At 73.3% G+C, this 23,207-nt stretch carries 23 protein-coding genes; 13 read left to right on the plus strand and 10 right to left on the minus strand.

Going from position 1 to position 23,207, the window contains the following annotated elements:
- The first annotated feature begins 149 nt into the window (after positions 1 to 149).
- Entirely contained in the window at positions 150 to 650 is a 501-nt protein-coding gene (def, locus tag AB0M82_RS41375) for a peptide deformylase (protein ID WP_364734477.1), read from the plus strand.
- A 111-nt stretch (positions 651 to 761) separates the two neighbouring features.
- Here the strand turns inward: def and AB0M82_RS41380 are convergent, their stop codons facing one another.
- The 4 genes from AB0M82_RS41380 to AB0M82_RS41395 form a co-directional block, all read right to left on the minus strand.
- Positions 762 to 1,823, minus strand: a complete 1,062-nt coding sequence (locus tag AB0M82_RS41380) for a GNAT family N-acetyltransferase (RefSeq protein ID WP_364734523.1) — start codon at positions 1,821 to 1,823, stop codon at positions 762 to 764.
- A 135-nt stretch (positions 1,824 to 1,958) separates the two neighbouring features.
- Positions 1,959 to 2,690, minus strand: coding sequence for a VOC family protein (locus tag AB0M82_RS41385; RefSeq protein ID WP_364734478.1), 732 nt, complete (start codon positions 2,688 to 2,690; stop codon positions 1,959 to 1,961).
- 58 nt (positions 2,691 to 2,748) lie between these two features.
- Positions 2,749 to 3,516 carry a maleylpyruvate isomerase family mycothiol-dependent enzyme gene (locus tag AB0M82_RS41390; protein ID WP_364734479.1) on the minus strand — a complete coding sequence of 256 codons (768 nt, stop codon included), beginning with the start codon at positions 3,514 to 3,516 and terminating at the stop codon, positions 2,749 to 2,751.
- Complete coding sequence (locus AB0M82_RS41395; protein WP_364734481.1) at positions 3,506 to 3,964, minus strand: SAV_6107 family HEPN domain-containing protein; 459 nt, start codon at positions 3,962 to 3,964, stop codon at positions 3,506 to 3,508. Before AB0M82_RS41395 ends, AB0M82_RS41390 begins: the two co-directional genes overlap by 11 nt.
- A 941-nt stretch (positions 3,965 to 4,905) precedes the next feature.
- On the opposite strand from AB0M82_RS41395, the gene AB0M82_RS41400 reads away from it, so the two are divergent.
- Both AB0M82_RS41400 and AB0M82_RS41405 read left to right on the plus strand, forming a co-directional pair.
- On the plus strand, positions 4,906 to 5,427 hold the full coding sequence (locus AB0M82_RS41400; RefSeq protein WP_364734483.1) for a YbaK/EbsC family protein: 522 nt from the start codon (positions 4,906 to 4,908) through the stop codon (positions 5,425 to 5,427).
- Positions 5,424 to 5,996, plus strand: a complete 573-nt coding sequence (locus AB0M82_RS41405; protein WP_364734485.1) for a GNAT family N-acetyltransferase — start codon at positions 5,424 to 5,426, stop codon at positions 5,994 to 5,996. The genes AB0M82_RS41400 and AB0M82_RS41405 overlap by 4 nt, the downstream gene beginning before the upstream one ends.
- A gap of 16 nt (positions 5,997 to 6,012) precedes the next feature.
- Here AB0M82_RS41405 and AB0M82_RS41410 read toward each other — a convergent pair whose 3' ends face one another.
- The 3 genes from AB0M82_RS41410 to metF all read right to left on the minus strand — a co-directional run bounded on the left by AB0M82_RS41410 (position 6,013) and on the right by metF (position 9,710).
- The gene (locus tag AB0M82_RS41410) at positions 6,013 to 6,876 is read right to left on the minus strand and encodes an EamA family transporter (RefSeq protein ID WP_364734487.1); all 864 of its coding nucleotides are present in this window, start codon (positions 6,874 to 6,876) and stop codon (positions 6,013 to 6,015) included.
- Between the two features lie 218 nt (positions 6,877 to 7,094).
- Entirely contained in the window at positions 7,095 to 8,783 is a 1,689-nt protein-coding gene (locus AB0M82_RS41415) for a DUF885 domain-containing protein (protein WP_364734489.1), read from the minus strand.
- Positions 8,784 to 8,825: 42 nt separating this feature from the next.
- Positions 8,826 to 9,710 carry a methylenetetrahydrofolate reductase [NAD(P)H] gene (gene metF, locus AB0M82_RS41420; RefSeq protein ID WP_364734491.1) on the minus strand — a complete coding sequence of 295 codons (885 nt, stop codon included), beginning with the start codon at positions 9,708 to 9,710 and terminating at the stop codon, positions 8,826 to 8,828.
- 125 nt (positions 9,711 to 9,835) lie between these two features.
- Between metF and merB the strand changes: the two genes are divergently transcribed.
- The 5 genes from merB (at position 9,836) to AB0M82_RS41445 (ending at position 14,860) form a co-directional block, all read left to right on the plus strand.
- Complete coding sequence (merB, locus tag AB0M82_RS41425; RefSeq protein WP_364734493.1) at positions 9,836 to 10,525, plus strand: organomercurial lyase; 690 nt, start codon at positions 9,836 to 9,838, stop codon at positions 10,523 to 10,525.
- 61 nt (positions 10,526 to 10,586) lie between these two features.
- Positions 10,587 to 11,678 (plus strand): polyprenyl synthetase family protein, encoded by a 1,092-nt coding sequence (locus AB0M82_RS41430; RefSeq protein WP_364734495.1) that lies wholly within the window; start codon positions 10,587 to 10,589, stop codon positions 11,676 to 11,678.
- Between the two features lies 1 nt (position 11,679).
- Positions 11,680 to 13,161, plus strand: coding sequence for a phytoene desaturase family protein (gene crtI / locus AB0M82_RS41435; protein WP_364734497.1), 1,482 nt, complete (start codon positions 11,680 to 11,682; stop codon positions 13,159 to 13,161).
- Positions 13,158 to 14,084 carry a phytoene/squalene synthase family protein gene (locus AB0M82_RS41440; protein WP_364734499.1) on the plus strand — a complete coding sequence of 309 codons (927 nt, stop codon included), beginning with the start codon at positions 13,158 to 13,160 and terminating at the stop codon, positions 14,082 to 14,084. Before crtI ends, AB0M82_RS41440 begins: the two co-directional genes overlap by 4 nt.
- Positions 14,081 to 14,860: an LLM class F420-dependent oxidoreductase gene (locus AB0M82_RS41445; RefSeq protein WP_364734501.1), complete on the plus strand. Its 780-nt coding sequence runs from the start codon at positions 14,081 to 14,083 to the stop codon at positions 14,858 to 14,860. Before AB0M82_RS41440 ends, AB0M82_RS41445 begins: the two co-directional genes overlap by 4 nt.
- 4 nt (positions 14,861 to 14,864) lie before the next feature.
- Here the strand turns inward: AB0M82_RS41445 and AB0M82_RS41450 are convergent, their stop codons facing one another.
- The 3 genes from AB0M82_RS41450 to AB0M82_RS41460 form a co-directional block, all read right to left on the minus strand.
- The gene (locus tag AB0M82_RS41450) at positions 14,865 to 15,386 is read right to left on the minus strand and encodes a CGNR zinc finger domain-containing protein (protein ID WP_364734525.1); all 522 of its coding nucleotides are present in this window, start codon (positions 15,384 to 15,386) and stop codon (positions 14,865 to 14,867) included.
- A 375-nt stretch (positions 15,387 to 15,761) separates the two neighbouring features.
- Complete coding sequence (locus tag AB0M82_RS41455) at positions 15,762 to 16,100, minus strand: hypothetical protein (protein ID WP_364734503.1); 339 nt, start codon at positions 16,098 to 16,100, stop codon at positions 15,762 to 15,764.
- 457 nt (positions 16,101 to 16,557) lie between these two features.
- Entirely contained in the window at positions 16,558 to 16,926 is a 369-nt protein-coding gene (locus AB0M82_RS41460; protein ID WP_364734505.1) for an Rv2175c family DNA-binding protein, read from the minus strand.
- Between the two features lie 103 nt (positions 16,927 to 17,029).
- On the opposite strand from AB0M82_RS41460, the gene pknB reads away from it, so the two are divergent.
- The 5 genes from pknB to AB0M82_RS41485 all read left to right on the plus strand — a co-directional run bounded on the left by pknB (position 17,030) and on the right by AB0M82_RS41485 (position 23,110).
- A complete protein-coding gene (pknB, locus tag AB0M82_RS41465) occupies positions 17,030 to 19,018 on the plus strand; it encodes a Stk1 family PASTA domain-containing Ser/Thr kinase (RefSeq protein ID WP_364734507.1) in 1,989 nt (662 codons plus the stop codon).
- On the plus strand, positions 19,015 to 19,224 hold the full coding sequence (locus AB0M82_RS41470) for a hypothetical protein (protein ID WP_364734509.1): 210 nt from the start codon (positions 19,015 to 19,017) through the stop codon (positions 19,222 to 19,224). The genes pknB and AB0M82_RS41470 overlap by 4 nt, the downstream gene beginning before the upstream one ends.
- A gap of 58 nt (positions 19,225 to 19,282) precedes the next feature.
- Positions 19,283 to 20,788 (plus strand): SPFH domain-containing protein, encoded by a 1,506-nt coding sequence (locus AB0M82_RS41475; protein ID WP_364734511.1) that lies wholly within the window; start codon positions 19,283 to 19,285, stop codon positions 20,786 to 20,788.
- Between the two features lie 136 nt (positions 20,789 to 20,924).
- Positions 20,925 to 21,626 carry a hypothetical protein gene (locus AB0M82_RS41480; protein ID WP_364734513.1) on the plus strand — a complete coding sequence of 234 codons (702 nt, stop codon included), beginning with the start codon at positions 20,925 to 20,927 and terminating at the stop codon, positions 21,624 to 21,626.
- Between the two features lie 176 nt (positions 21,627 to 21,802).
- Complete coding sequence (locus AB0M82_RS41485; protein WP_364734515.1) at positions 21,803 to 23,110, plus strand: wax ester/triacylglycerol synthase family O-acyltransferase; 1,308 nt, start codon at positions 21,803 to 21,805, stop codon at positions 23,108 to 23,110.
- Positions 23,111 to 23,207 lie beyond the last annotated feature (97 nt).

Here is a 23,207-nt window from a genome sequence, read left to right on the forward strand (position 1 = left end):
CCCGCCTCCCGGGCAAGCTCCGTGGCCGCACCGGCACGCCCGAGCCTGGCCTGGCTTGGCTTGGCCATCGAGTCGCCGATTCCCCGGACGGCTCCATTCCGTGCTGCCCTAAGCTGCCAGTCCGACACCGCACGAAGGATGTTCTGCTCATGGCGATGCGCGCACTGCGCTATTTCGGGGATCCGATCCTCAAGTCCGTCTGCGATCCCGTCACCGTGTTCGACGAGAAGCTCGAAGCGCTGGTGCGGGATCTGCTCGACTCCGTCAAACCGGAGGGGCGGGCTGGGCTGGCCGCGCCGCAGATCGGGGTCGGGCTTCGCGTCTTCAGCTACGACGTCGCCGGGCTGACCGGGTACGTGATCAACCCCGAGATCGTCGAGCTGTCCGAAGAGACGCACGAGATCAACGAGGGCTGCCTGTCCGTGCCGGAGCTGTGGTTCCCCACCAAGCGGGCGAAGCACGCGAAGGTCCGGGGCGTCGACGTGCACAACGAACCGATCGAGGTCGAAGGCGAGGACGTGCTGGCGCAGTGCCTCCAGCACGAGACCGACCACCTCGACGGCGTTCTCTACCTCGACCGGCTCACCGCCGAACGCAAGAAGTCCGCCCTGCGGGAAGCGCGGGACAAAGACTGGTTCTGGAAACGCTGAACCGGCTCAGGCGAGCAGGAACAGCCGCGGCTTGCGCCGTTCAGGAAGCCTCGAACCAGCCTCAAGCCGACCGACAGCCACAGCTTCGCGCCGCGATCCGGAAGTACCGGCTCAAGCCGGCAGGAACAGCCGCAGCTTGGCGCCGTCCTCGGTGCCGCGTTCCGTGCGCAGGCCGGCGCGGGCCGCCGTGCGGGGCAGCACGTCGTCGCCCGCTGGGCAGTCCGCCGACAGCTCCGTGATTCCCTGGGCCTCGGCGAGCACCGCGAGCCGGGCGAGCAGCGCCGTGCCGATGCCCTGGCGCTGCCAGTCGTCCTCCACGAGGAGTGAGATCTCGGCGCCCCCGGTGACCTGCGGGATGAGCTGCGCCAGTCCGATCACCTCACGGCCGAACACGGCGAGCACGCTCGTGCCGCGCGGGGGCACCAGCAGCCGGTGCAGCCAGCGGCGCGGCACCGACCGCACGCCCGTTTGGTAACGCCGGAAGAGCGTGGCCATCGAGCAGCGGCGGTGCAGTTCGGACACCGCGTCGGCGTCGCCGGGGATGCCCCTGCGCAGGACGATCGCGGCGCCGTCCGGACGGTCGAGCACGACCGGCCCGGCGACGTTCCGGCTCGCCGCGGTCAGCAGCGTCACCAGCGCACCGGCGCGCGTCAGCTCAAGCTCCACGAACGGCGCCCACTGACGGCGCGCCACCAAGGCGCTGCCGGCGCCCAGCTCGAACACCGCCCGGTGCCCGCTCTCGGTGCGGGCCGGGTTGGCCTCGGCGGCGGGGACGAGCGTGACGACGTCGGCCGCCAGGACGTCCTTCAGCACCTCGGCGAGGCGAGCCGGGTCGTCGACCGCGCGGCGGGCCGCGAGCAGCGTCGACGAGGACGGGTCGACCAGCTCGTGGACGTCGGCGTCGATGATCGCGGTGCATTCGCAGCCCTCGTCGCGGATGGCGTCGACCAGGTGCTGCCGGGGCAGGCCGATCGCGGGGCGCAGCACGATCTCGTCGAGCACCCCGCCGGGCACCGGCAGCACGGACAGGCCGAGGATGTTGCACTCGAGGTCGGCGAGCCGGATGGCGATGCGGGCGAGGGTGCCCGGGTGGTCGTGCATCCGGATCCGCACCCGCCACGCGGACGGAGCGGCGGGCTCCTCGACGGCGGTCGTCCGGCCCGGCTGGGGCAACGCTCTGGAGGTCTCCATGCCTTCCACGGTCCCGCGCGGTTGTTGCCGCCCCAGGACGCCGGTGTTTCGCGCAGGTCAGCGTTCGATGCGGCCGGGCAACCCGGGCGAAACACGGGTGAACCGCGCCCCGGAAGATCAGCGCGGCGTCAGCACGCAGAACTCGTTGCCTTCCGGGTCCGCCAGCACCCGCCACGGCAGGGGCGGACCGCCGAGATCCGCCGGGGCCGCCCCGGCCGACAGGACCTCCGACACCGCCGTCGCCTGGTCGGCGCCCGCCGGGAGTGCGATGTCCAGGTGCACCCGGTTCTTGACCCGCTTGACGTCGTCGTTGCGGAGGAACTCCAGCCACGGCCCGCGGCCCGATGGCGCGCGCAGCCCCACCAGGACGTCGCCCTCCCGGGCCTCGACCGGCCGGCCCGCGACCTCCGCCCAGAAGGCCGCCAGGCGCTCCGGGCCGTGGGCGTCGACCACGATCGACGCCACCGCGCCCGACTCCTTGTACCGCTCACGCGGCTCGAGGACGCAGAACTCGTTGCCCTCGGGATCCGCCAGGACGACCCACGGCACCGCGCCCTGCCCGAGGTCGACCCGGCGGCCGCCCAGCGCCAAGGCGCGCTCCACCAGCTCGGCCTGGTGCTCGAGCGTCGTGCTCGCCAGGTCCAGGTGGATCCGGTTCTTCACTTCCTTGGGTCCGGGTACTGGGACGAACACCAGGGCCAGGTCCCAGCCGTCGTCCTCCGGGGCGCGCACGTCGACCCCGTCCGGCGCCTCCTCGGCGACGTGCCAGCCGAGCAGCGCGACCCAGAAGTCCGCCAGGACCCTCGGCCGCGCCGCGTCGATCACCAGGTTCACCAGGCGCGTGTCCATGCGCCGCAGACTAACCGCCACCCCCGACAGTTCCGGTTCGGCTTCCCCACCGGCCGGGTCATCGGGTCGCGAGCCGCAGCAGCGCCCAGAGCTGGGCCGCCTGGTCGTGCACTCCTCGCACGGTCACCGAGGTCAGGGACGCCCGGCCCCAGAGCCACAGGTAGAGCCGCCCGGGTTCGGCCGAGACGACGTCGTCCGCGGCCTCGGCCTCCTCGTCCGAACAGCGCCAGGCCTCCGTGATCTCGGGTCCGGCCCGCGCGATCCAGCTGTGCGCGCCGGCCCGCACGCCGACCGAGCCCGCTTTCGTGCCGGTCAGCCCGAGCATCGGAAGCTTCCGCCCGAACCACAGGGTCAGCGCCTCGTCGATGCCGTCGATCGCGAGGTCTTCGGGCACCCCGCGCGTGTCCGCGCCCGCCGCCTGTTCGACGTCGACCCGGTGGACCATCGTCTCGTGCAGCATCCGCCGCCGCCAGAACCCGTACGTCGGGTCGGCCGGCCACCAGGTGTCGGCGCGCTCCTCCGGGTCGTGCGCGGCCAGCTCGTCGAGCAGCTCGGCCAGGCCCGTCACCAGGAACTCCGGCAGGCTCTGGCCCGGTTCGGGGTCGCGCTGCCAGTCCTCGGGATTCCGGCCATCGGCCAGCCGGCGCCGGACCATCCGGTAGAGGCTCCCGACGTGCCGGGCCACCTCGCCGAGCGACCAGCCCGGGCAGGCGGGCACCGGCGCTTCGACCGGCCCGGCGCGCACCGCCTCGGCCAGCACCCGGCCTTCGCTCCCCAACGCCGTGAGCAGCCTGCCCTGGTCGACCGGGCCGTGCTCACGCGACATGGGCTTCCCCGGTGATCGGCAGGCCGTGCACCAGGCGGCGGACCAGCTCCAGGAACGGCGTGGCGGCGCGGACCAGCTGCGCGGCCGACTCCGCGGTGACCTTGCCGGTGATCCCGGCTTGCGCGGCGGCTCGCGCGGCCGAGTTGCTCTCGAAGAAGACGGACCACTCCCGCAGCTCGGGAGCGACGGAGTCGAGCAGGACCCACGTGCTGGCCGGGCGCGCGCGGCCCCGGTGCGGACGGCCACGGGCGGCGAGCACGGCGGCGGCGCCGCGCAGCGCCGCGAGGTAGGCGCCGATGAACCGCTCCGCGGGATCGGTCTCCCGCTCGGCCTCGGCGAGCCCGCGCCGCGCCTGCGCGAGCAGGCCGGCCGCCACCGGCGGGGCAGGCGGGCGCAGGGGCATGGAGAGCTGGGACTGCTGGTGGTCGACGACGGGGGGACGCGGCATCGGCACCGGGGGCTGCCCGCGTTCAACGGTGGCCGGCCGCGAGGACAGGGGCAGCTGAGACTGCCGATGATCCACGACGGGCGAACGCACCGGCATCGGCAACCGGGGCTGCCCGGAATCCGCGGCGGAGGAGCGCGCCGGCATCGGCATCGGCGCCTGAAGCTGCCCGGCATCGACGCCGGCCGTCGGCGTGGCGGGCGGACGCGGCTGCTCACCCTCCGCACCGGCGACGGACGGGCGCGGCGACGCGGGCCGCCCGGCTTCCGGCGAGCGCAGCGACAGAGGCAGCTGCGGGTGCCCATCTTCCGCACCAGCGGCGGGCAAGCGCGGCGACACCGGCCGCTCAACCTCCGCCGAGGCAACCGGCAAGCGCAGGGACATCGGGAGCTGCGGCTGGTCAGCTTCCCCACTAGCGGCGGGCAAGCGCGGCGACACCGGCCGCTCAGCCTCCGCCGAGCGCAGGGACATGGGGAGCTGCGACTGCCCACCTTCCGCATCAACGGCGGACGGACGCGGCGACGCCGGCCGCTCAACCTCCGCCGAGGCAACCGGCGACCGCCGCGACAAGGGCAGCTGCGGCTGCCCACCTTCCGCACCAGCGGCGGGCATACGCGGCGACGCCGACCGCTCAGCCTCCGCCGGGATGACCGGCGAGCGCAGCGACAGGGGCAGCTGCGGCTGCCCGGAATCCGTGGGGGACACGACCTTGACGGACATGACGACCCTCCTCCTGCGCGGGGTGAGCCCGATCGGGGGCCCGGTGCCGAGACGCTTCCCCCGTCCCGGTACCGGGCACCTGACCGGTGCGCGCTCACCAGATGTCGAACGCCTGTTCGAACAATTTCCAGAGTAACCCCGCACCCGGTGTCCGCTCAACCCCAGCGGCGGAATCCCCGGACGTGGTGCGGGACACCAGGTGGGTGGCGTGATCTCATAGGTTCATGAGTTCGCTGGACCACCCCGCCGTCGCCAAGGTGGCAGCCGCGCTGGCCGAAGCCGGGCAGGCGGCCGCCGCCGAAGGCATCCGCGTGCTGCCCGCCGAGGTCCGGACCGCCGCGCAGGCGGCCGAAGCGCTCGGCGTGCCCGTGGGGGCCATCGCCAACAGCCTCATCTTCCGCCTGGGGTCCGACAAAAACGCGTCGGCGCTGCTCGCGCTGACCTCCGGCGCGCACCGCGCGGACCCGGAAACGCTCGCCGAGCTGGCCGGCGTCGCCGAGGTCGGGAAGGCGGACGCCGACTTCGTGCGGGCGCACACCGGGCAGCCGATCGGCGGCGTCGCCCCGGTCGGGCACCCGGAGCGGCTGCCCACCCTCGTCGACACCGCGCTGCGCGCGCACGACGTCGTGTGGGCCGCCGCCGGGCACCCGAAAGCCGTCTTCCCCACCACCTTCGCCGGGCTGGTGGCCTTGACCGGGGGCACCCCGGGCGCGCTCGCCGGCGCCGAGGAAGATGGACAGCCGTGACCGCGATGCCCGCCGGCTGCTCCCGCTACGTCCAGCTCTCCGCGGACGAGTTCCGCGCCCGCCTGCCCGACGCGCTCGACATCTACGTCCGGGCGATGCGGTACCCGGCGGGCACCGCCGAACAGCGCGCGCCGATGTGGCTCACCCACGCGCTTCGCGAGGGCTGGCGCTGCATGGCCGCGCTCGACGCCGACGGCGTCCTGCTCGGCCTGGCCTACGGCTACCGCGGCCGGGCCGGCCAGTGGTGGCACGAGCAGGTGCGGCACGGCCTGAGCCGCCGGTCCGGGGCCGCCGAGGCCGACCGCTGGCTGTCGGACTACTTCGAGCTGACCGAGATCCACGTCCGGCCGGAGAACCAGGGCCACCAGATCGGCGAGGACCTGCTGCGCGGCCTGCTCGAGGGCGTGCCGAGCGCGAACGTGCTGCTGTCGACACCCGAGGGCACCAGCCGGGCGTGGAAGCTGTACCGGCGCACCGGGTTCGTCGACGTCCTGCGCGACTACTACTTCGCCGGCGACCCGCGGCCGTTCGCGATCCTGGGGCGGGCGCTGCCCCTCGAGCCACGCTGAGGGGCAGCGCCCGTCGTCAGCGCGGCTCGGGCCGCCAGTAGCCGACGGCCAGCGCCGCGACGAGCACGGCGGCACCGCACCACGCCGTGCCGCTCAGCCGTTCACCGAGCAGCGCGGCGGACAGCACCGCGGCGGTCAGCGGCTCGAGCACCGCCGACAGCGAGCCGAGCACGGGATGCGCGTCGGCCAGCCCGCGGAGGTACGCGGCGTACGCGAGCGCTGTCGGCACGGCGCCGAGGTAGCAGACGACCGCGAGGACGTCCGCGTGCAGCGGGATCGTCATGCCGGACCAGCTCGCGACCGGGAGCAGCAGCAGGCCGCCGGTGAGGCAGCCGAACGCCGTCGTCGACAGCGGCTCCAGGCCTTCGACGGGCTTCGCGGTGACCAGGGTGAGCGTCGCGAAGCCGGCCGCCGCGAGCAGGGCGCAGCCGAGGCCTCCGAATGAGATCGCTTCGCCCGGTGACCACTGGAGCAGCACCAGACCGGCGAGGGTGCCCACCACGGACACCACCGTCCAGCGACGGAGTTTCCGCACCGACGCGAGGGTGACGAAGACGGGCGCGGCACCGATCGTGGTCATGGTGGCGACGCTCACCGAGCTGAGCGCGACGGCGGCGAAGTAGCTCGCCTGGAACAGGGCGAACAGCGCACCGACGGCGAGGATGCGCCGGGCCGCGTTCGCGGTGCGCGGAAGGGGACGGCCTTTCAGGAGGAGGGTCGCGACGGCGCCGCCGACGAGCAGCCGGTAGTCGGCGACGGCGAGCGGGCGGAGGCCGGCGAGGTCGCCGAGCAGCGAGCCGGCGAGGCCGCCGGTGCCCCAGAGGACACCGGCGATGACGAGCGCGGCCGAAGAACGGGCGCGCGTGGGCAGAGACACCAAGGGAAACGCTCCTGCGTCGAAGGAAAAGGGGAGCTCGACGACGCGGGGCGGTGCGCAAGACGAATCAGCCGCGGGCCATGCGGGCCACGCGGCGGAGGACCACCCCGCTCAGGCGCGAGGCGGTGGGGTGACGAAGAGGATTCGGCGCACGAGGAGAACCTAACGGGGAGGCGGGCAGCGGAGCCACCGGTTTTCCGGTGACCCCGCCCCGCGGGCGCTCAGTCCAGGTGGGACAGCTGTTCGCGCAGCGTGTCCAGCCCCATTCCGCCCATCTTCAGCGCCTCCGTGTGGAACCGCTTGATGTCGAACCCGGCCCCCGCCCTGGCCTGGGCTTCCGACCGGGCCGCCAGCCACAGGCGCTCGCCGATCTTGTACGCCGGGGCCTGGCCCGGCCAGCCCAGGTACCGGTCGATCTCGTCGCGGATGTGGGCCTGGTCCGTGATCGTGCGGGTCAGCATGAACTCCAGGCCCAGCTCCGGCGTCCAGCGGGATCCTTCGTGGAACCCGGTGCCCGCCGGGATGGGGAGCTCCAGGTGCATGCCGAGGTCCACCACCACGCGGGCGGCGCGGAACAGCTGCTCCGACAGCATTCCCAGCAGGTCTCCGTCGTCCGACAGGTACCCCAGTTCCTCCATCAGGCGCTCCGCGTACAAGGCCCAGCCCTCCGCGTGGCCCGACGTGAACGCCATCAGCCGCTGGTACTTGTTCAGCCCGCCCGACTGGTCCACCGCCGTCGCGATCTGGAGGTGGTGGCCCGGCGCTCCCTCGTGGTACACCGTGCTCGTCTCGCGCCAGGTGCTGAACTCGTCGCGGCCCGCCGGCAGGGACCACCACATGCGGCCCGGACGCGAGAAGTCCTCGCTCGGTCCCGTGTAGTACGCGCCCACTCCGCCGCCCGGCGGGGCGATCTTGCAGTCCAGGGCCATCACGCGGTCGGAGATGTCGAAGTGCTTGCCGCGCAACGATTCCAGGGCGTCGTCGGACAGCCGCTGCATCCACGCCTCGAACTCGGCGCGGCCGCGGATGCGGTACCTCGGGTCCGCGTCCAGCGCCGCCGCGGCCTCCGCCGGGGTCGAGCCCGGCTTGACGCGGTTCGCCACCGTGCGCAGCTCGGCCTCGATCCGGGCGAACTCCGCCCAGCCCCACTCGTAGGATTCCCGCAGGTCCAGCGCCGCGCCGACGAAGTACCGCGACCACAGGCGGTAGACGTCCTCGCCGACGGCGTCCTTGACGGGGGCCTTCGGCGCCAGCTCGGCCCGCAGGAACCCGGCGAACTCCGCGAACGCCTCCTCCGCGGCTCGCGCGCGGTGCCCGAGGTCGGCCGCAAGCGTCGAGTCCTGCGAAGACGCGCCGCCGACGAACTGGGTGAAGAAGCCCGTCTCCTCTTTCAGGCCCGCCCACGTCTCGCACTGCTCGGCCACCTTCGCGACCTGCCGCAACGCGGACACGCGCCCCGCGTCGGCCGCCGAGAGCAGGCCGTTGCGGAGGCTCACGAGCGCGCGCGGGACCTCGTCGATCCGGGCCGAGACGACCGCCCAGTCCTGCTCGGTTTCCAGCGGCATCAGGTCGAACACCATCCGCAGGTCCTGCACCGGGCTGGCGATGACGTTGAGGCCCGCCACGTCCAAGCCGGCTTCGTGGATCTCCAGCTCCAGGCCGACGCGCTCGGTGAACACGGCCTTCGCCGCCCGCTCGGCGGCGTCCCGCGGCTCCGCGGCGGTGACGGCGGCGTGCGCCCGCGCGGCCAGTCCGGCGCGCTCGGCGAAGCCGTCCGCCGAGTAGTCGGTCAGCCGGTGGTCGTGGCCGGCGACGCCGTGGACGGTCGCCGCGACCGGGTCCGCGGCCACGTAGTCGTCGACGTAGCGGTCACAGATCTCGTGCACGCCTTCGGAAGCAGTAGAAGCCATGCGCCGCACGCTACCGGGCCATCCGTACGCGGTGGTACGTACTTAAGCACGGGCCGGGACCAGCCCTAGCCGCGCGATCACCTCGCGCGTCGCCTTCGACCGGTTGAAGGTGTAGAAGTGCAGGTTCGGCACGCCTTCCGCGATCAGCTTCTCGCACAGCTCCGTGGTGACGTCGATGCCTGCCGCGCGGAACGCCTTGGGGTCGTCGGCCAGCGGTTCGAGCCGGTCGAGGAGCTTGCGGGGCGCCGGTGCGCCGGACAGCTTGATCGTCGTCTGCAACGTCCGCATCGTCGTCAGCGGCATCACGCCGGGCAGCACCGGGACGTCGCAGCCGGTCGCGGCCACCCGGTCGCGCAGCCGCAGGAAGTCCTCGGCGTCGTGGAACAGCTGCGCGATCGCGAAGTCGGCGCCCGCGCGCAGCTTGCTGACCAGGTACTTCGTGTCCGACTCAAGGTCTGCCGAGCGCGGGTGGCCGTAGGTGTACGCCGAGACGCCGATGCAGAAGTCGCCCAGCTCGCGCACCAGCTGAACCAGCTCTTCGGCGTAGGTCAGGCCCTCGGGGTGCGGGGTCCACTCGCCGTAGACGTCGCCCGGCGGGTCGCCGCGCAGCGCGAGGATGTTGCGGACGCCGACCGAGGCGTACCAGCCGATCACGTTGCGCAGCTCGGCGACGGAGTGGTTGACCGCGGTCAGGTGCGCCATCGGCACCAGCGTCGTCTCGGTCGCGACGCGGGCGATGCTGCGGATCGTGCCGTCGCGGCTGGAGCCGCCGGCCCCGTAGGTGATCGACATGTAGGCCGGGTCGTACGGCTCGAGCTCCCGGATGGCCTTCCACAGGACGGCCTCGTCCGCCGTGTCCCGGGGTGGGAAGAACTCGATGGAGAACTTCGGCCCGTCTCCTCGCAACCGCTCGATCACCGACGTCATACCCGAATGTTAAGGGCCGCCGCCCGGGATGCGGGAGCCCCCGTCCGCGTCGCGGGACAGCCGTTCGGGCGACCTCCGACCGGGCACGGCGGACTAGACTGGTCCCGCACCACCGGGAGTGAGCGATGAGGTACGACGACGCGAGCTGGGACGAGGACGTGCGCCTGGCCGTCTACCACGCCTTCGCCGACCGCGGCCGCGCGCCCGCCGCGCCGGAACTGGCCGACGCGGCGGGCGGGTCGCTGGCCGTCGCCAAGCAGGCGCTGCACCGCCTCGCCGACGCCCACCACCTGGTGCTCGACGAGTGCGAGCACGTCGTGCTGGCGCACCCGTTCGCCGCGAAGTCGCTCGGCTTCTCCGTGATGGGCTCGCACACCCTCTGGTGGGGCGGCTGCGCGTGGGACTCGTTCGCCATCCCGCACCTGGTGGAGGATGAGCCGGAGGTGCTCGTCGCGACGCGCTGCCCGGGCTGCGGCCAGCCGCACGCGCTGGTCGTGGACCGGGCGGTGCCGCCCGACGGCGCGCAGGTGGCGCACTTCCTGGTGCCCGCCGCGCGGATGTGGGACGACGTGCTGCACACGTGCGGGAACCAGCGGCTCTTCTGCTGCGAGTCCTGTGTGGACGCCTGGCTGGCGGAGACCGGGCAGGACAAGGGCTACGTGATGGACCTCGTCACTCTCTGGCGGCTCGCGCGCGGGTGGTACGCGGGCAGGCTCGAGCGCGGCTACCGGCGGCGCGAGCCCGACGGCGCGGCCGCCTACTTCGCCGAGGCAGGCCTGACGGGGCCGTTCTGGGCCGTTCCGGCGAAAGTCTGATTCACCACATCGGGGTGCCCCGGCGGCCTCCGCGCCGGCGGGTTCGGCGAGTATTACGGGCATGAACGCGCCCGTTTCCGACGCCGATCTGCCCGCCAACGTCGAGCGCGCGCTGGCCGGGTTCCTCGGCCGGGCCGGCGCCGAAATCCTCGCGACCGAGCCGACCGTGGCCGCCGGGATCGACGCGCTGAGCGGGTTCGTGCTGACCGGAGGCAAGCGCTTGCGTCCCACGTTCGCCTGGTGGGGCTGGCGCGGCGCGGGCGGCGACCCGGCGGGTCCGGACGCCGAGGGCGTGCTGCAGGCGGTGTCGAGCCTGGAGCTGATCCAGGCGTGCGCGCTGATCCACGACGACCTGATCGACTCCTCCGACTCCCGCCGCGGCTTCCCGACCGTGCACATCGCGGGCGCGAAACTGCACGCCGACCAGGGCTGGCTCGGCTCGCCCGCGACGTTCGGCCTTGCCACCGCGGTGCTGGTCGGCGACCTGGCGCTGGCCTGGGCCGACGACATGTTCGCCGAAGCCCCGTTGCCCGCCGAGACGCTCGCCGCCGCCCGCCCGGCCTGGCGCGCGATGCGCACCGAGGTGCTGGCCGGGCAGTACCTCGACGTCCGCACGCAGGCCACCGGCGACGCCTCCCCCGAGGCCGCGCTGAAGATCGACCGGCTCAAGACCGCCGCCTACACCGTGCAGCGGCCGCTGCACCTGGGCGCCGCGCTGGGCGGGGCCTCCCCCGAGCTGATCGCCACGCTGCTGGAGTTCGGCGGCGAGGTCGGCGTCGCCTTTCAGCTGCGCGACGACCTGCTGGGCGTGTTCGGCGACCCGTCGGTCACCGGCAAGCCCGCCGGGGACGACCTGCGCGAGGGCAAGCGCACGCTGCTCATGGCGCTCGGCCTGCAGCTGGCCGCCGAGAAGGGCGAGAAGGCCGCGGCCACGGTCATCGCGGACGCGATCGGCGACGCGGACCTGTCCGACGAGGGCGTGGAGACCGTCCGGATGGCGTTGCGGCAGGTCGGCGCGGTCGACGCGATCGAGCGGCGGATCGACGAGCTGACGACGGCGGCGATGGCCGCGCTGGAGCGCGCGCACCTGGCCGAGCCGGCGCCCGCCGCGCTGACCGGGCTGGTCGTCAAGGCCACCCAGCGGACGTACTGAGGTGCGGGGAACCAGGAGGTCCGCCGGACCGGCCGACCACGTCGTCGTGATCGGCGCCGGCCTCGCCGGGCTGTCGGCGGCCCTGCACCTGCTCGGCGCGGGCCGCCGCGTCACGCTCCTGGAGCAGGCGGACGCCCCCGGCGGCCGGACCGGGCAGCAGCGCTTCGACGGCAACGCCGTGGACACCGGCGCGAGCGTGCTGACCATGCCGGAGCTGCTGGACGAGGCGTTCGCCGCGGTCGGCGAGCCCCTGGCCAAGAACCTGCGCCTGACCCGGCTCGACCCGGCGTACCGGGCGCGGTTCGCCGACGGCTCGGAACTGGCGCTGCGTACCGACGGCGACGCCATGGAGGCCGAGATCCGCGCCTTCGCCGGCGCCCGCGAGGCGGCGGGCTACCGGGCGCTGCGGCGCTGGCTGACCGAGCTGTACGCCGTGCAGAAGGACCACTTCCTTGCGGCGAACTTCGATTCGCCGCTCGACCTGGCGCGCCCCGAACTGGTGAAGCTCGCCGCGCTCGGCGGGTTCGGCAGGCTCGGCCCGCGCGTCGGCCGCTACCTGCGCGACGAGCGGGTCCGGCGGCTCTTCTCCTTCCAGTCGCTCTACGCGGGTCTCGACCCGGCCCGCGCGATCGGCGCGTACGGCGTCATCGCCTACATGGACACCGTCGGCGGCGTCTACTACCCCGAGGGCGGGATGGGCGAGATCGGCCGGGCGATGGCCGGCGCCGCCACACGGGCGGGCGCGGACGTGCGGTTCGGCACCGAAGCGGCCTGGCTCGAGCGGGTCTCCTCGCGGGTGCGCGCGGTCCGCACGCGCTCGGGCGAGCGGATCGAGTGCGACGCCGTCGTGCTGGCCACTGAGCTGAGCACGGCGTACCGGCTCCTCGGAGCGCGGCCACGGCGACCACTGCCGTTGCGCTATTCGCCGTCCGCCGTCGTCCTGCACGGCCGCGCCACGAAGGCGTGGAACCTGGGGCACCACACGATCTTCTTCGGCGACGCCTGGGAGCGGACGTTCGCGGAGATCATCCGCGAAGGAAAACTCATGAGCGACCCGTCGCTGCTGGTGACACGGCCGACGGCGACCGACCCGGGGCTGGCCGGGCGCGGCGGCGAAATCGTCTCGGTGCTGGCGCCGTCGCCGAACCTGCGTGGCGGGCCGATCGACTGGGAGCGCGTCCGCGGGCCGTACCGCGAAGAGCTGCTTCGCACGCTCGAGACACGCGGGCTGACCGGATTCGGCGACGAGTTCACCGTCGACGAGACGATCACCCCGGCGGACTGGGCGGCCCGCGGGCTCGCGGCCGGGACGCCGTTCTCGCTGGCGCACACGTTCACGCAGACCGGCCCGTTCCGGCCGGCGAACCTGGTGCGCGCGGCCGACAACGTGGTGCTCGCCGGCTGCGGCACGACTCCGGGCGTCGGCATCCCGCCGGTGCTCATCTCCGGGCGACTGGCAGCGGAAAGGATCACCGGCCGGTGAACGAACTCGACGCAGCGGGCATCACCGAACCGGCCCTGCGCGCCGCCTACACCGAATGCCGTCGCATCAACGCGCATTACGGGCGCACGTTCTTCCTGGCAACGCGCTTGCTGCCGGCGCGGGCCCGGCCGGCCGCGCACACGCTGTACGGATTCGCGCGGATGGCCGACGAGCTGGTCGACAACCCGTCCCCGGGCAGTGATCCGGCGGCGGAACTGGACCGCGTCGCGGCCATGGTCGACGTCGTCTTCGCGGGCGGGACACCGGACGACCCGGTGCTCGCGGCGCTGTCGGACACGGTGCGCCGGTACGGCATCGAGCGCGACCTGTTCGACGCGTTCCTGAAGTCCATGCGGATGGACCTGAAGCCCGCCGAGTACGCGACGTTCGCGGAGCTGGGCGAATACATGTACGGCTCGGCCGCGGTGATCGGGCTGCAGATGCTGCCGGTGTTCGGCACGGTCGGCCCGCTCGCCGACGCTTCGCCGGGGGCCATCGCCTTGGGCGAGGCGTTCCAGCTGACGAACTTCCTGCGCGACGTCGGCGAAGACCTCGACCGGGGCCGGCTGTACCTGCCGCTGGCGGAGCTGGCCGCCTTCGGCGTCTCCCGTGAGCTCCTTGAGCAGCGGCGTCCGGACCCGCGGATCCGCGCGGCGATGGCGTACTTCGTCGCCAGGACCCGGGCGGTGTACCGGCGGGCCGAAGCGGGGGTTCCGTTGCTGCGCCCCGAATCGCGGCCGTGCGTGCGGACGGCGTTGACGCTGTACGAGGGGATCCTCGACGAGATCGCCGCGCTGGACTACGACGTGCTGACCCGGCGCGCGGTGGTGCCCAAGCGGCGCAGGCTGGTAGTGGCACTACCCCCGTTGGCCGCGGTCTGGACGAGCGAGACGTTCCGCGGCGGTCGTAGGCTGCGTTCATGACCAAACGACCGATCCGGATCGGGCTGCAACTCCAGCCGCAGCACGCCGACTACGACACCATCCGGCGCACCGCGTCGGCCGCCGAGGACCTCGGCGCCGACATCGTCTTCAACTGGGACCACTTCTATCCGCTGTACGGCGACCCCGAGGGTCAGCACTTCGAATGCTGGACGATGCTCGGCGCGTGGGCGGAGTCGACGTCCCGGGTGGAGATCGGCGCCCTCGTGACCTGCAACAGCTACCGCAATCCCGAGCTGCTGGCCGACATGGCCCGCACCGTCGACCACATCTCCGGCGGGCGGCTCATCCTCGGCATCGGCTCCGGCTGGTTCGAGAAGGACTACGACGAGTACGGCTACGAGTTCGGCACGGCGGGCGGCCGCCTCGACGACCTCGCGGAGTCGCTGCCGCGCATCGAGTCGCGGCTGGGCAAGCTGAACCCGGCGCCGACCCGCAAGATCCCGGTGCTCATCGGCGGCGGCGGGGAGAAGAAGACCCTCAAGCTGGTCGCCAAGCACGGCGACATCTGGCACGGCTTCGGCGACCCGGAGGTCGTCGAGCGCAAGGTGAAGATCCTCGACCAGCACTGCGCCGACGTCGGCCGCGACCCGGCCGAGATCGAGCGTTCGTGCGGCGTCCAGGGCGAGCCGGACGAGCTGGGCCCGAAGCTGCTGAGCCTGGGCGTCACGACGTTCACGGTCGGCGTGGGCGGCCCGGACTACGACCTCGGCGCGCTCAAGTCGTGGATCGCCTGGCGCGACAGGACCAACGGCTGACGTTTCACCCTCGCGCCCGGTGCGCGGCGACACGTTCGCGCGTCGCGCACCGGGACGAACAAAACCGCCGGGGGCTGCCGCCGCCCAGGTGGGCGAACGGCTTCCCGCACGACGGCGACGCGCACAGCCCTCCCGGCACGTCCTGGCGTTCGGCCAGCAGCGTCGCCAGGCCCAGTGCCGACGACGTCACCAGCCACGCGCCCCACGGGCCGTCGTCGGCGGTGTCGACGTGCAGGTGCCAGCCGTACCCGTCCTCGTGGTCGGTCAGCCGTGGGGGACGCGCGTACGCCGCGAAGAGCCGGTTGAGCACCGAAGCGGCTTCGCGGACATCGGCAGCCGCGAAGACTTCGCGCAGCTCCCGCGCTGCCTCGCACAACTCGGCGACGTCTTGCCGCGACAGGCGCGGGTCCGCCTCGCCGTGGTCGCGCAACACGCGCTCGACCTGCGCCGGGGCGGGGTGTTCGGCGAGCAGGACGGCCAGGAGGTCGACAGCGCGCTGAACGGAATCCCGGTGCGGAAAGGCCATCCCCCACTGTAACGTCTTGGCCATGTCGAGCCGTTACAGGCTCGCCGGATACCTCACCGGCGCGACGCTGGCGCGGACCGGCGACGAACTGTCGGCACCCGCGTTGCTTCTGCTGGGGCTGGCCGCCGGACCGCATGCGGGGTCGGCGCTGCTCGCCGGGCTGACCGCGGCCGCCGCGGCGGGCGGGCCCGTGTTCGGCGCGCTGCTCGACCGCAGCCCGGCGCCGGGCCGGCTGCTGGCCACGGCGCTGGCGGGCTACGCCGCCGGGATCGCGCTGGTGAGCACGGTGTTCGGGCACCTGCCGCTGCCGGCGGTCGTCGCGCTCGCGGTGGTGTCGGGCCTGCTCAACCCGGCCATCGCGGGCGGCTGGACCGCTCAGCTGCCCGCGGTCGCCGGGCCACGGCGGCGAGCGAGCCCGCTCACCACCACCGGACCGGCGCTGCAACGAGCGAGCCGGCTCGACGCGCTGACGTTCACCGCCGCCGCGCTGGCGGGTCCCGGGCTGGCCGGGCTGCTCGGCGGGCCGGCCGGGCTCGTGGTGGCGGTGGCCTTCGTCGTCGCGGCGGCGCCGGCGGCGTGGTCGCTCCCGAAGCGACGGCGGCCCACGACGAAGACCCGCGTCAAGGACGGGTTCGCCGTCCTCGTGCGCAACGCGCCGCTCCGGCGGGCGACCCTGGCCTCGACGCTCTCCTGCACCGGGATCGGCATGGTCACGGTCTGCTACCCGCTGCTGGGCGCGGCGCACCTGCGCGGCCCGGCCGACGGCGCCCTGCTGCTGACCGTGCTGGCGGGGGCGTCCCTGCTGGCCAACGCGATGTTCGCGAAGTTCCCGCTGCCCTGGGCGCCCGATCGCACGGTGTGGCTGAGCACGCTGCTGCTGGCCGCGAGCTTCACCGTGGCAGCGCTCGCCCGAGACCTCACGCTGCTGGTCGTGGCGGCGGTGCTGGCCGGTTTCGCGGAAGGTCCGCAGCTCACGGCGCTGTTCGCGATCCGCCACCGCGAAGCGCCGGAGCACGTCCGCGCGCAGGTTTTCACGACGGCGGCCAGCGTGAAGATCACCGGGCTGGCGGCGGGAGCGGCCCTCGCCGGCCCGCTGGCCGCGTGGTCGCTCCCGGCCTGCCTGCTGACCGCGGCCGCCGTCCAGCTCGCGGCCGCGGCGGTGTACGGCCGGTCAGAAGGCCATCGCTTGGGCGCGCCGCTTCACCTCGGTTCCGTGGTTGCTGCGCAGCGCGTTGATCGGGGTGCTACCGGGCAACGTGTCGTCGGCCGTGAACAGCCAGCGCAGCATCTCCGTGCGGCTGTAGCCGGAGTCGGCGAGCACGGTGATCGTCCCGGTCAGTCCCTTGACGACCCCGTCCTTGACGACGAAGTCGCTGGGAACGCACAGTTCGCCGCGGCGACGCACGGCGATCAGCTGCCCGTCGCGCAGCATCTGCCGGACCTTGTTGCTCGATGTCCCGAGGACGTCCGCCACCTCCTGCAACGGAAGGACCGCAATGGCGGTGTCGAGGATGTCTTCGGCGACAGGAATCCCACTCACAGGTGACACTGTGCCACATTTCGTCCCCCCACCCGCTAGTACGCACGGGTGACCCGCCAGGTCTCCTCCACGACGCGTGTGCGGTTCCGTACGATCCATACTCGTGACACGCACCCATCCCAGCCTGGTCGGCACGCTCCTCGAGCGGCGCTACCGGGTGGACCGGCTGCTCGCCCACGGCGGAATGTCTTCCGTCTACCGGGGGACGGACACCCGGCTGGACCGTCCGGTCGCGATCAAGATCATGGATCCGCGGTTCGCGGACGACCGGTCGTTCGTGGACCGGTTCGTGCGGGAGGCGCAGTCCGCGGCACAGCTGCACCACCCGCACGTCGTCGCGGTGCACGACCAGGGCGAAGAGGGCGGCCTCGCCTTCCTGGTGATGGAGCTCGTCGACGGCGGCACCCTCCGGGACCTGCTGGACGACAAGGGCCCGCTCGACGTCGCGCTCGCGCTGAGCGTCGCCGAGCCCGTGCTGTCGGCGCTGGCCGCCGCGCACCGGGCCGGGCTGGTGCACCGCGACGTCAAGCCGGAGAACGTGCTGATCGGCCGGTCCGGGCCGCACACCGGCGGCGTGGTCAAGGTCGCCGACTTCGGTCTGGTGCGGGCCGTGGCCAGCGCCGGGACGACCAGTTCGAGCGTCATCCTCGGCACGGTCGCCTACCTCTCCCCCGAACAGGTCACCACCGGCGCGGCCGACGCGCGCGGTGACGTCTACTCGTCCGGGATCCTGCTCTACGAGATGCTCACCGGCCGCGCGCCCTACACCGGCGACACCGCGATCTCGGTGGCGTACCGGCACGTCAACGACGACGTCCCGCGCCCGAGCGAGCTGCGCCCGGACCTGCCGCCCGCCCTGGACGAGCTGATCACCCGCGCGACCCGGCGCGACCCCGCGCTGCGGCCCGCCGACGCCGGGGAGTTCCTCACCGAGCTGACCGCGGTGCGCGCGCAGCTGGGCCTGCTGCCGGTCACCGTGCCGGTCCCGGTGTCGCAGGGCCAGGGCGACCTGGCCGACACCGAGCGCACGCTGCCGCGGCTCCCGCAGGTGCCCGACACCGAGAAGACCATGCCGGTGCACCGCCCGAACGCGACGCGGGCGCTGAGCCACCCGGGCACCCCGCCGCCGGGTGTGCCCCTGGCCGGGCAGGTCCCGCCGCCGCCGAGGCGCCGCAGCGAGCCCGAGCCGGCGAAGCCGAAGGACAACCGGAAGCGGATCGCCCTGATCGCCGCCGCGGTGCTGCTGTTCGGCGGGCTGATCACGGCGTTCGCGTTCATCCTCACCGACACCGGCGGGGACAAGACGGCGACGGTGCCGAAGCTGGTCGGGCTGAACCAGGCCGCGGCGGGTGACGCGCTGCGGTCGGTGAAGCTGACGCCGCAGTTCAGCCAGGAGTTCGACAACACGGCGCCGCCGAACACCGTGCTGCGGGCCGAGCCCGGGGAGGGCGTGCGGCTGCAGCCGAACTCGACGGTGTCGGTGGTGCTGTCGAAGGGCCGCCCGACGGTCCCGGACATCCAGCCGGGCACGGCGCCGGCCGACGCCGAGCAGGCGATCAGGACGGCCAAGCTGACGCCGGTCCGCGGGGCCGACGACTTCGACGCCGAGGTCCCGCAGGGCGCGGTGATCCGCACGACGCCGAGCGCGGGCAGCCAGCTGAACATCGGCGGCCAGGTCACGATCATCGTGTCGAAGGGTCCGATCCCGCTGCCGCCGGTCCCGGACGTCACCGGCCGGTCCAAGGACGAGGCCTTCCAGCTGCTGCAGCAGGCCGGGTTCGAGCCGTTCCAGGCGGGCGAGGAGTTCAACCAGGACGTCGCGGCCGGGTCGGTGACCCGGACCGACCCGGCGGCCGGCTCGACCGCGAAGGCGAAGCGGATCGGCGTGTTCGTCTCCAACGCCGTCGAGGTGCCGGACGTGCGGTTCAAGTCGTTCGAGGACGCCCAGAAGATCCTCGAGCAGGCCGGGCTGAGGGCCGACCGCGAGGGCCGGGGCCGCGGCGGGTTCGATTTCGTCTTCCAGCAGGACCCCCAGCCGGGCACGAAGGTGCAGAAGGGCGCCAAGGTCAAGCTGAAGGGCTTCGGGGGATGATCGGCAGCCGAGGCCGCGTGACCGGCACGATCGGCCCCGGCCTCATCGGTGAAGTGCTCCTGAACGTCCGGGGCGGCACGGAGGCGTTCTACGCCTACCCGGCCGACCCGGACACGACCTTTCCCTCCGGCACCCAGGTGCTCGTGGTCGACTTCGAACCGCCGCGGACGGTTTATGTCGAGCGGTGGCAACCGCTGGGCCGCTGACGGCGTCGAAGGGGCACCAACACACCTGACAACAGAAAAGAACGAGGGGGTCGGTGCCATGAATCTCGTCGAAATCCTGCTGTACGCGGCGGGTGGGCTCATCGTCGTGCTGATCGTGGTCTTCGGGATCCTGCGGCTGCTGTACAAGGTCGCCGAGCCGAACGAAGCGCTGATCATCTCCGGGCTGGGCGTGCGGGTCGACCGCGCGGACACCGCGGACAGCTTGGGCTTCAAGATCATCACCGGCCGCGGGGTGAACGTCATCCCCGGGTTCCAGACCGCGCGGCGGCTGTCGCTGGACACGCGCGGGGTCAACCTGCAGGTCTCGTGCGTGTCCAAGCAGGGCCTGCCGGTCACCGTGCGGGCCGTCGTCATCTACAAGGTCGGCGACGACTTCGCGTCGATCGCCAACGCCGCCCGCCGGTTCCTGGACCAGCAGAAGGGCATGAACGACACGATCCACGAGCTGTTCTCCGGGCACCTGCGCTCGATCGTGGGCGGACTGACCATCGAGGAGATGATCCACAACCGGGACGCGCTCACCGGCGAGGTGCGCCAGTCCTCGGCCACGGAGATGATCAAGCTGGGGCTGATCGTCGACTCGCTGCAGATCCAGGAGATCGACGACGAGTCCGGCTACATCAACAACCTGGGCAAGCCGCACGCCGCCGCGATCGCCGCGTCGGCCCGCATCGCCGAGGCGCAGCGCGACCAGGAGGCCGCCGAGGTCGAGCAGATGTCCGCGGCGAAGAAGGCGGCCGCGGTCCGCGAAAGCCAGATCCAGCAGGCCGGCTACCAGGCCGAGGTCGACCAGGCACGGGCGAAGATGTCCCAGTCGGGTCCGCTGGCCGAGGCGACCGCACGCCAGGAGGTCGTCGTCCAGGAGACGCGCGCGGCCGAGCTGGAGGCGGCGCTGGCCGAGCAGCGGCTGCAGTCGCAGGTCCGCAAGCCGGCCGACGCGAAGGCGTACGACACGCGTACGGCGGCTGACGCGGCCCGTGACGCCTCGATCGCGAAGGCGCAGGCCGAGGCGAAGGAGACCGAGCTGCGGGCCGCGGCGGACGCGACGCGCGTCAAGACGGCAGCCGAGGCGGAGGCGCAGGCCACGAAGGCGCGCGCCGAAGCGATGGCGGGCGCGACCCGGGCGACCGGTGAGGCCGAGGCCGCCGCGGCCAAGGCCCGCGGTCTCGCGGAGGCGGAAGCCGCGAAGGCGAAGGGGCTCGCCGAGGCGGAGTCGGCCCGGGCCAAGGGCCTGGCCGAGGCGGACGCCATCAAGGCGCGCGCGGCGGCGCTGGCGGAGAACCAGGAGGCCGTCGTCGCGCAGCAGCTGGCCGAGCGCTGGCCGGAGATCGTGGAGGCGGGCGCGAGCGCGTTCGGCAACATCGACCACATGGTCGTGCTCAACGGCGCCGACGGCATGTCCGACATGTTCGCCAAGGCGCTGTCGCTCGGCGGGACCGGCCTCGGCCTGGCCCGCCAGCTGATGGAGGCCATGACCCAACCGCCGTCGAAGGACGCCGACGAGCTCGGACGGCAGAACGGCGAGCTCAAGCTGAGCGACTGACCGCCACGTCCGGGGCCGCCCCGATGACCGTGGATCACGGGAAGCCGGGGCGGTACCCCCGAACGGGGGCGGAAATTCCGGTGCGGTTGTCCTACCGTGGGCGCATGGTGCCGGACCGTGGGTCAGGGGCCGTCCGATGAGCTTCTTCAGCGGCGGTCCTCGTGAGCGTCCTCTGTTCCCGGTCCCGGAGCAGGAGCTCTACGCGTTCAACGGCCGGCACTGGACCGACGCCCCGCGCGAGCACATCGTCCCGGCCGTGCTGCCGTGGGCCCAGCCCCTGGGCCGGTCCGAACGCACAGTGGTCGCGCTGCGGGCCATCGAGGTGTGGCCGGAGGCGCTGACCCTGCGCGTCACGGTGTACTCCCGGGACGGCCTGGTCGACGACCCGGCCGAGGGGCTGATCGGCCACCGGCGGGTGCCCGACTACAACGGGCTGCTCGTCGGCGTGCTCTATGCCGACGGCAGCCGGGCCAGCTCGGAGACGATCTCGGTGCCGTCGGCCTCCGAGCCCGAGGGCCCGGTGCTCCGGGCGCAGGCGGTCGGCGGCACGCGCTTCGCCGTCGAGCACGACGTGTTCCTGTGGCCGCTGCCCCCGGCCGGCCCGCTGAAACTGGTCGTGCAGTGGCGCGACCGCGAAATCCCGGAGACCCGGACGACGCTCGACGGCGGCGCGATCCGGGCCGCGGCGAAGGACGCCGCGGAGATCTGGCCGGGGCTGGGCAAGCGGCAGGCGAACGGCCTGCCGGTGCGCCGCGTCGGCAAGCAGGTCGCGTTCACCCCCGAATGGGGGCCCTCGGTGGCCCGGGCGGAGGAGCCCGAAACCGCCCCGGGCGAGTGAATCTCGTTGATTTGTGACGGCGGGCACCGCAGCCTGGGGTATCTCGAATGGATTAACGGGGTGCGCAGTTAGCGTCGTGGAAACACTTCGACCACCCGTACGTCATGTCGGACTGGTGCAGTGGTTCCCTCCCCGCCGCACGTGGCCGTGCACAACCGTGAACCGGAAGGTCGCTCATGGCAGGCTCGCCGCTCAGCGCTCTCGACGTCGCTTTCCTGTGCCTGGAAAGCGAAACCTCCCCGATGCACATGGGTGCCGTGCTCACGTTCACCCCGCGCGGCCCGGTGGATCCCGCGGCGCTGACCGCGATCCTCGCCGATCGGGCCGCGCGGCTGCCGAAGCTGCGCCAGCGGACCCGCGCGGAGCTGTTCCCACCGGGCGCCGCCAGCTGGGCCGACGACCCGGATTTCGTTGCGGCGGACCACATCCACCACGCGGCGCTGACCTCGCTGTACGAGCCGGACCCCCTTTCCGCGTACGCGTCGAGGTGGATCGCCGAGCCGCTCGACATCTCCCGGCCGCTGTGGCACCTCACCGTGGCCACCGGGCTGCCGGACGGGAAGTTCGCACTGCTGCTGAAGCTGCACCACGCGCTCACCGACGGCGCCGGGGCGTACGCGGTCGCGGCCGGGCTGCTCGAGGGCGTCGAGCTGCCGCAACGGATCCCGGCGCCGATCCCGGCCCCGCGCTCCACTTTGGACACGATGAAGGACGCGCTGGGCACGGTGTGGGGGCAGGCGAACGAAGCCGCCGGGATCGCGACGTCGCTGGTGCGCGCGGCACGGCCGCCGCTGTCGCCGATCTCGGCGCCGCCGTCGGCCGAACGGCGGCTCGGCTTCGTGCGGCTGCCGCTGGCGGAGCTGCGCCGGGTGCGCCGGGCCCACGGCGGCACGACCAACGACGTCGTGCTGGCGGTGCTGTCCGGCGCGCTGCGCGAGTGGCTGGTGAACCGCGGCCAGCGCGCCGACGGCCGCACGCTGCGCGCGCTGATCCCGGTGAGCGTGCGCGGCCGGTCCGGCGGCGAGCTCGGCGGCAACAAGCTTTCCGGGTACCTGTGCGACCTGCCGGTCGGCGAGGACGACCCGGTCGAGCGGCTGCGGATGGTCCGCCGCGCGATGACCCGCAACAAGGCGGCGGGCCCGAGCCGCGGGGCCGGCGCGCTGCCGCTGCTGGCCGGCCGTGTCCCGCCGCTCCTGCACCGGCTGGGCACGCGCACCGCGGGCCGTGCCGCCCCGATGCTCTTCGACCTGGTGATCACGACGGTGCCGGTGCCCCCGGCCCGCCTGTCGCTCGACGGCGCCCGGCTGGCGTCGGTCTACCCGTTCGTGCCGCTGGCCCCGCGTCACGCGGTCGGCATCGCGGTGGCCACCTACCGCGATTCGGTCCACGTCGGACTGCAGGTCAACGGCGAGGCGGTGCCGGACGTGGGCTCGCTGCGCGACGCGGTGGCGAAGTCGGCCTCCCGGCTGCTCGACGCCTCCTGACCCAAGCGCCCCAATGTGGCGGGGGGGGGGGGGGGGGGGCGGACCCACGAAAAAGATAGGGTGGCAGAGTGGGATCAGCGCGGGGAGAAGACGCGCC

The sequence above is a fragment of the Amycolatopsis sp. NPDC051128 genome, from assembly GCF_040682715.1.
In the GTDB taxonomy this organism is placed as follows: domain Bacteria; phylum Actinomycetota; class Actinomycetes; order Mycobacteriales; family Pseudonocardiaceae; genus Amycolatopsis.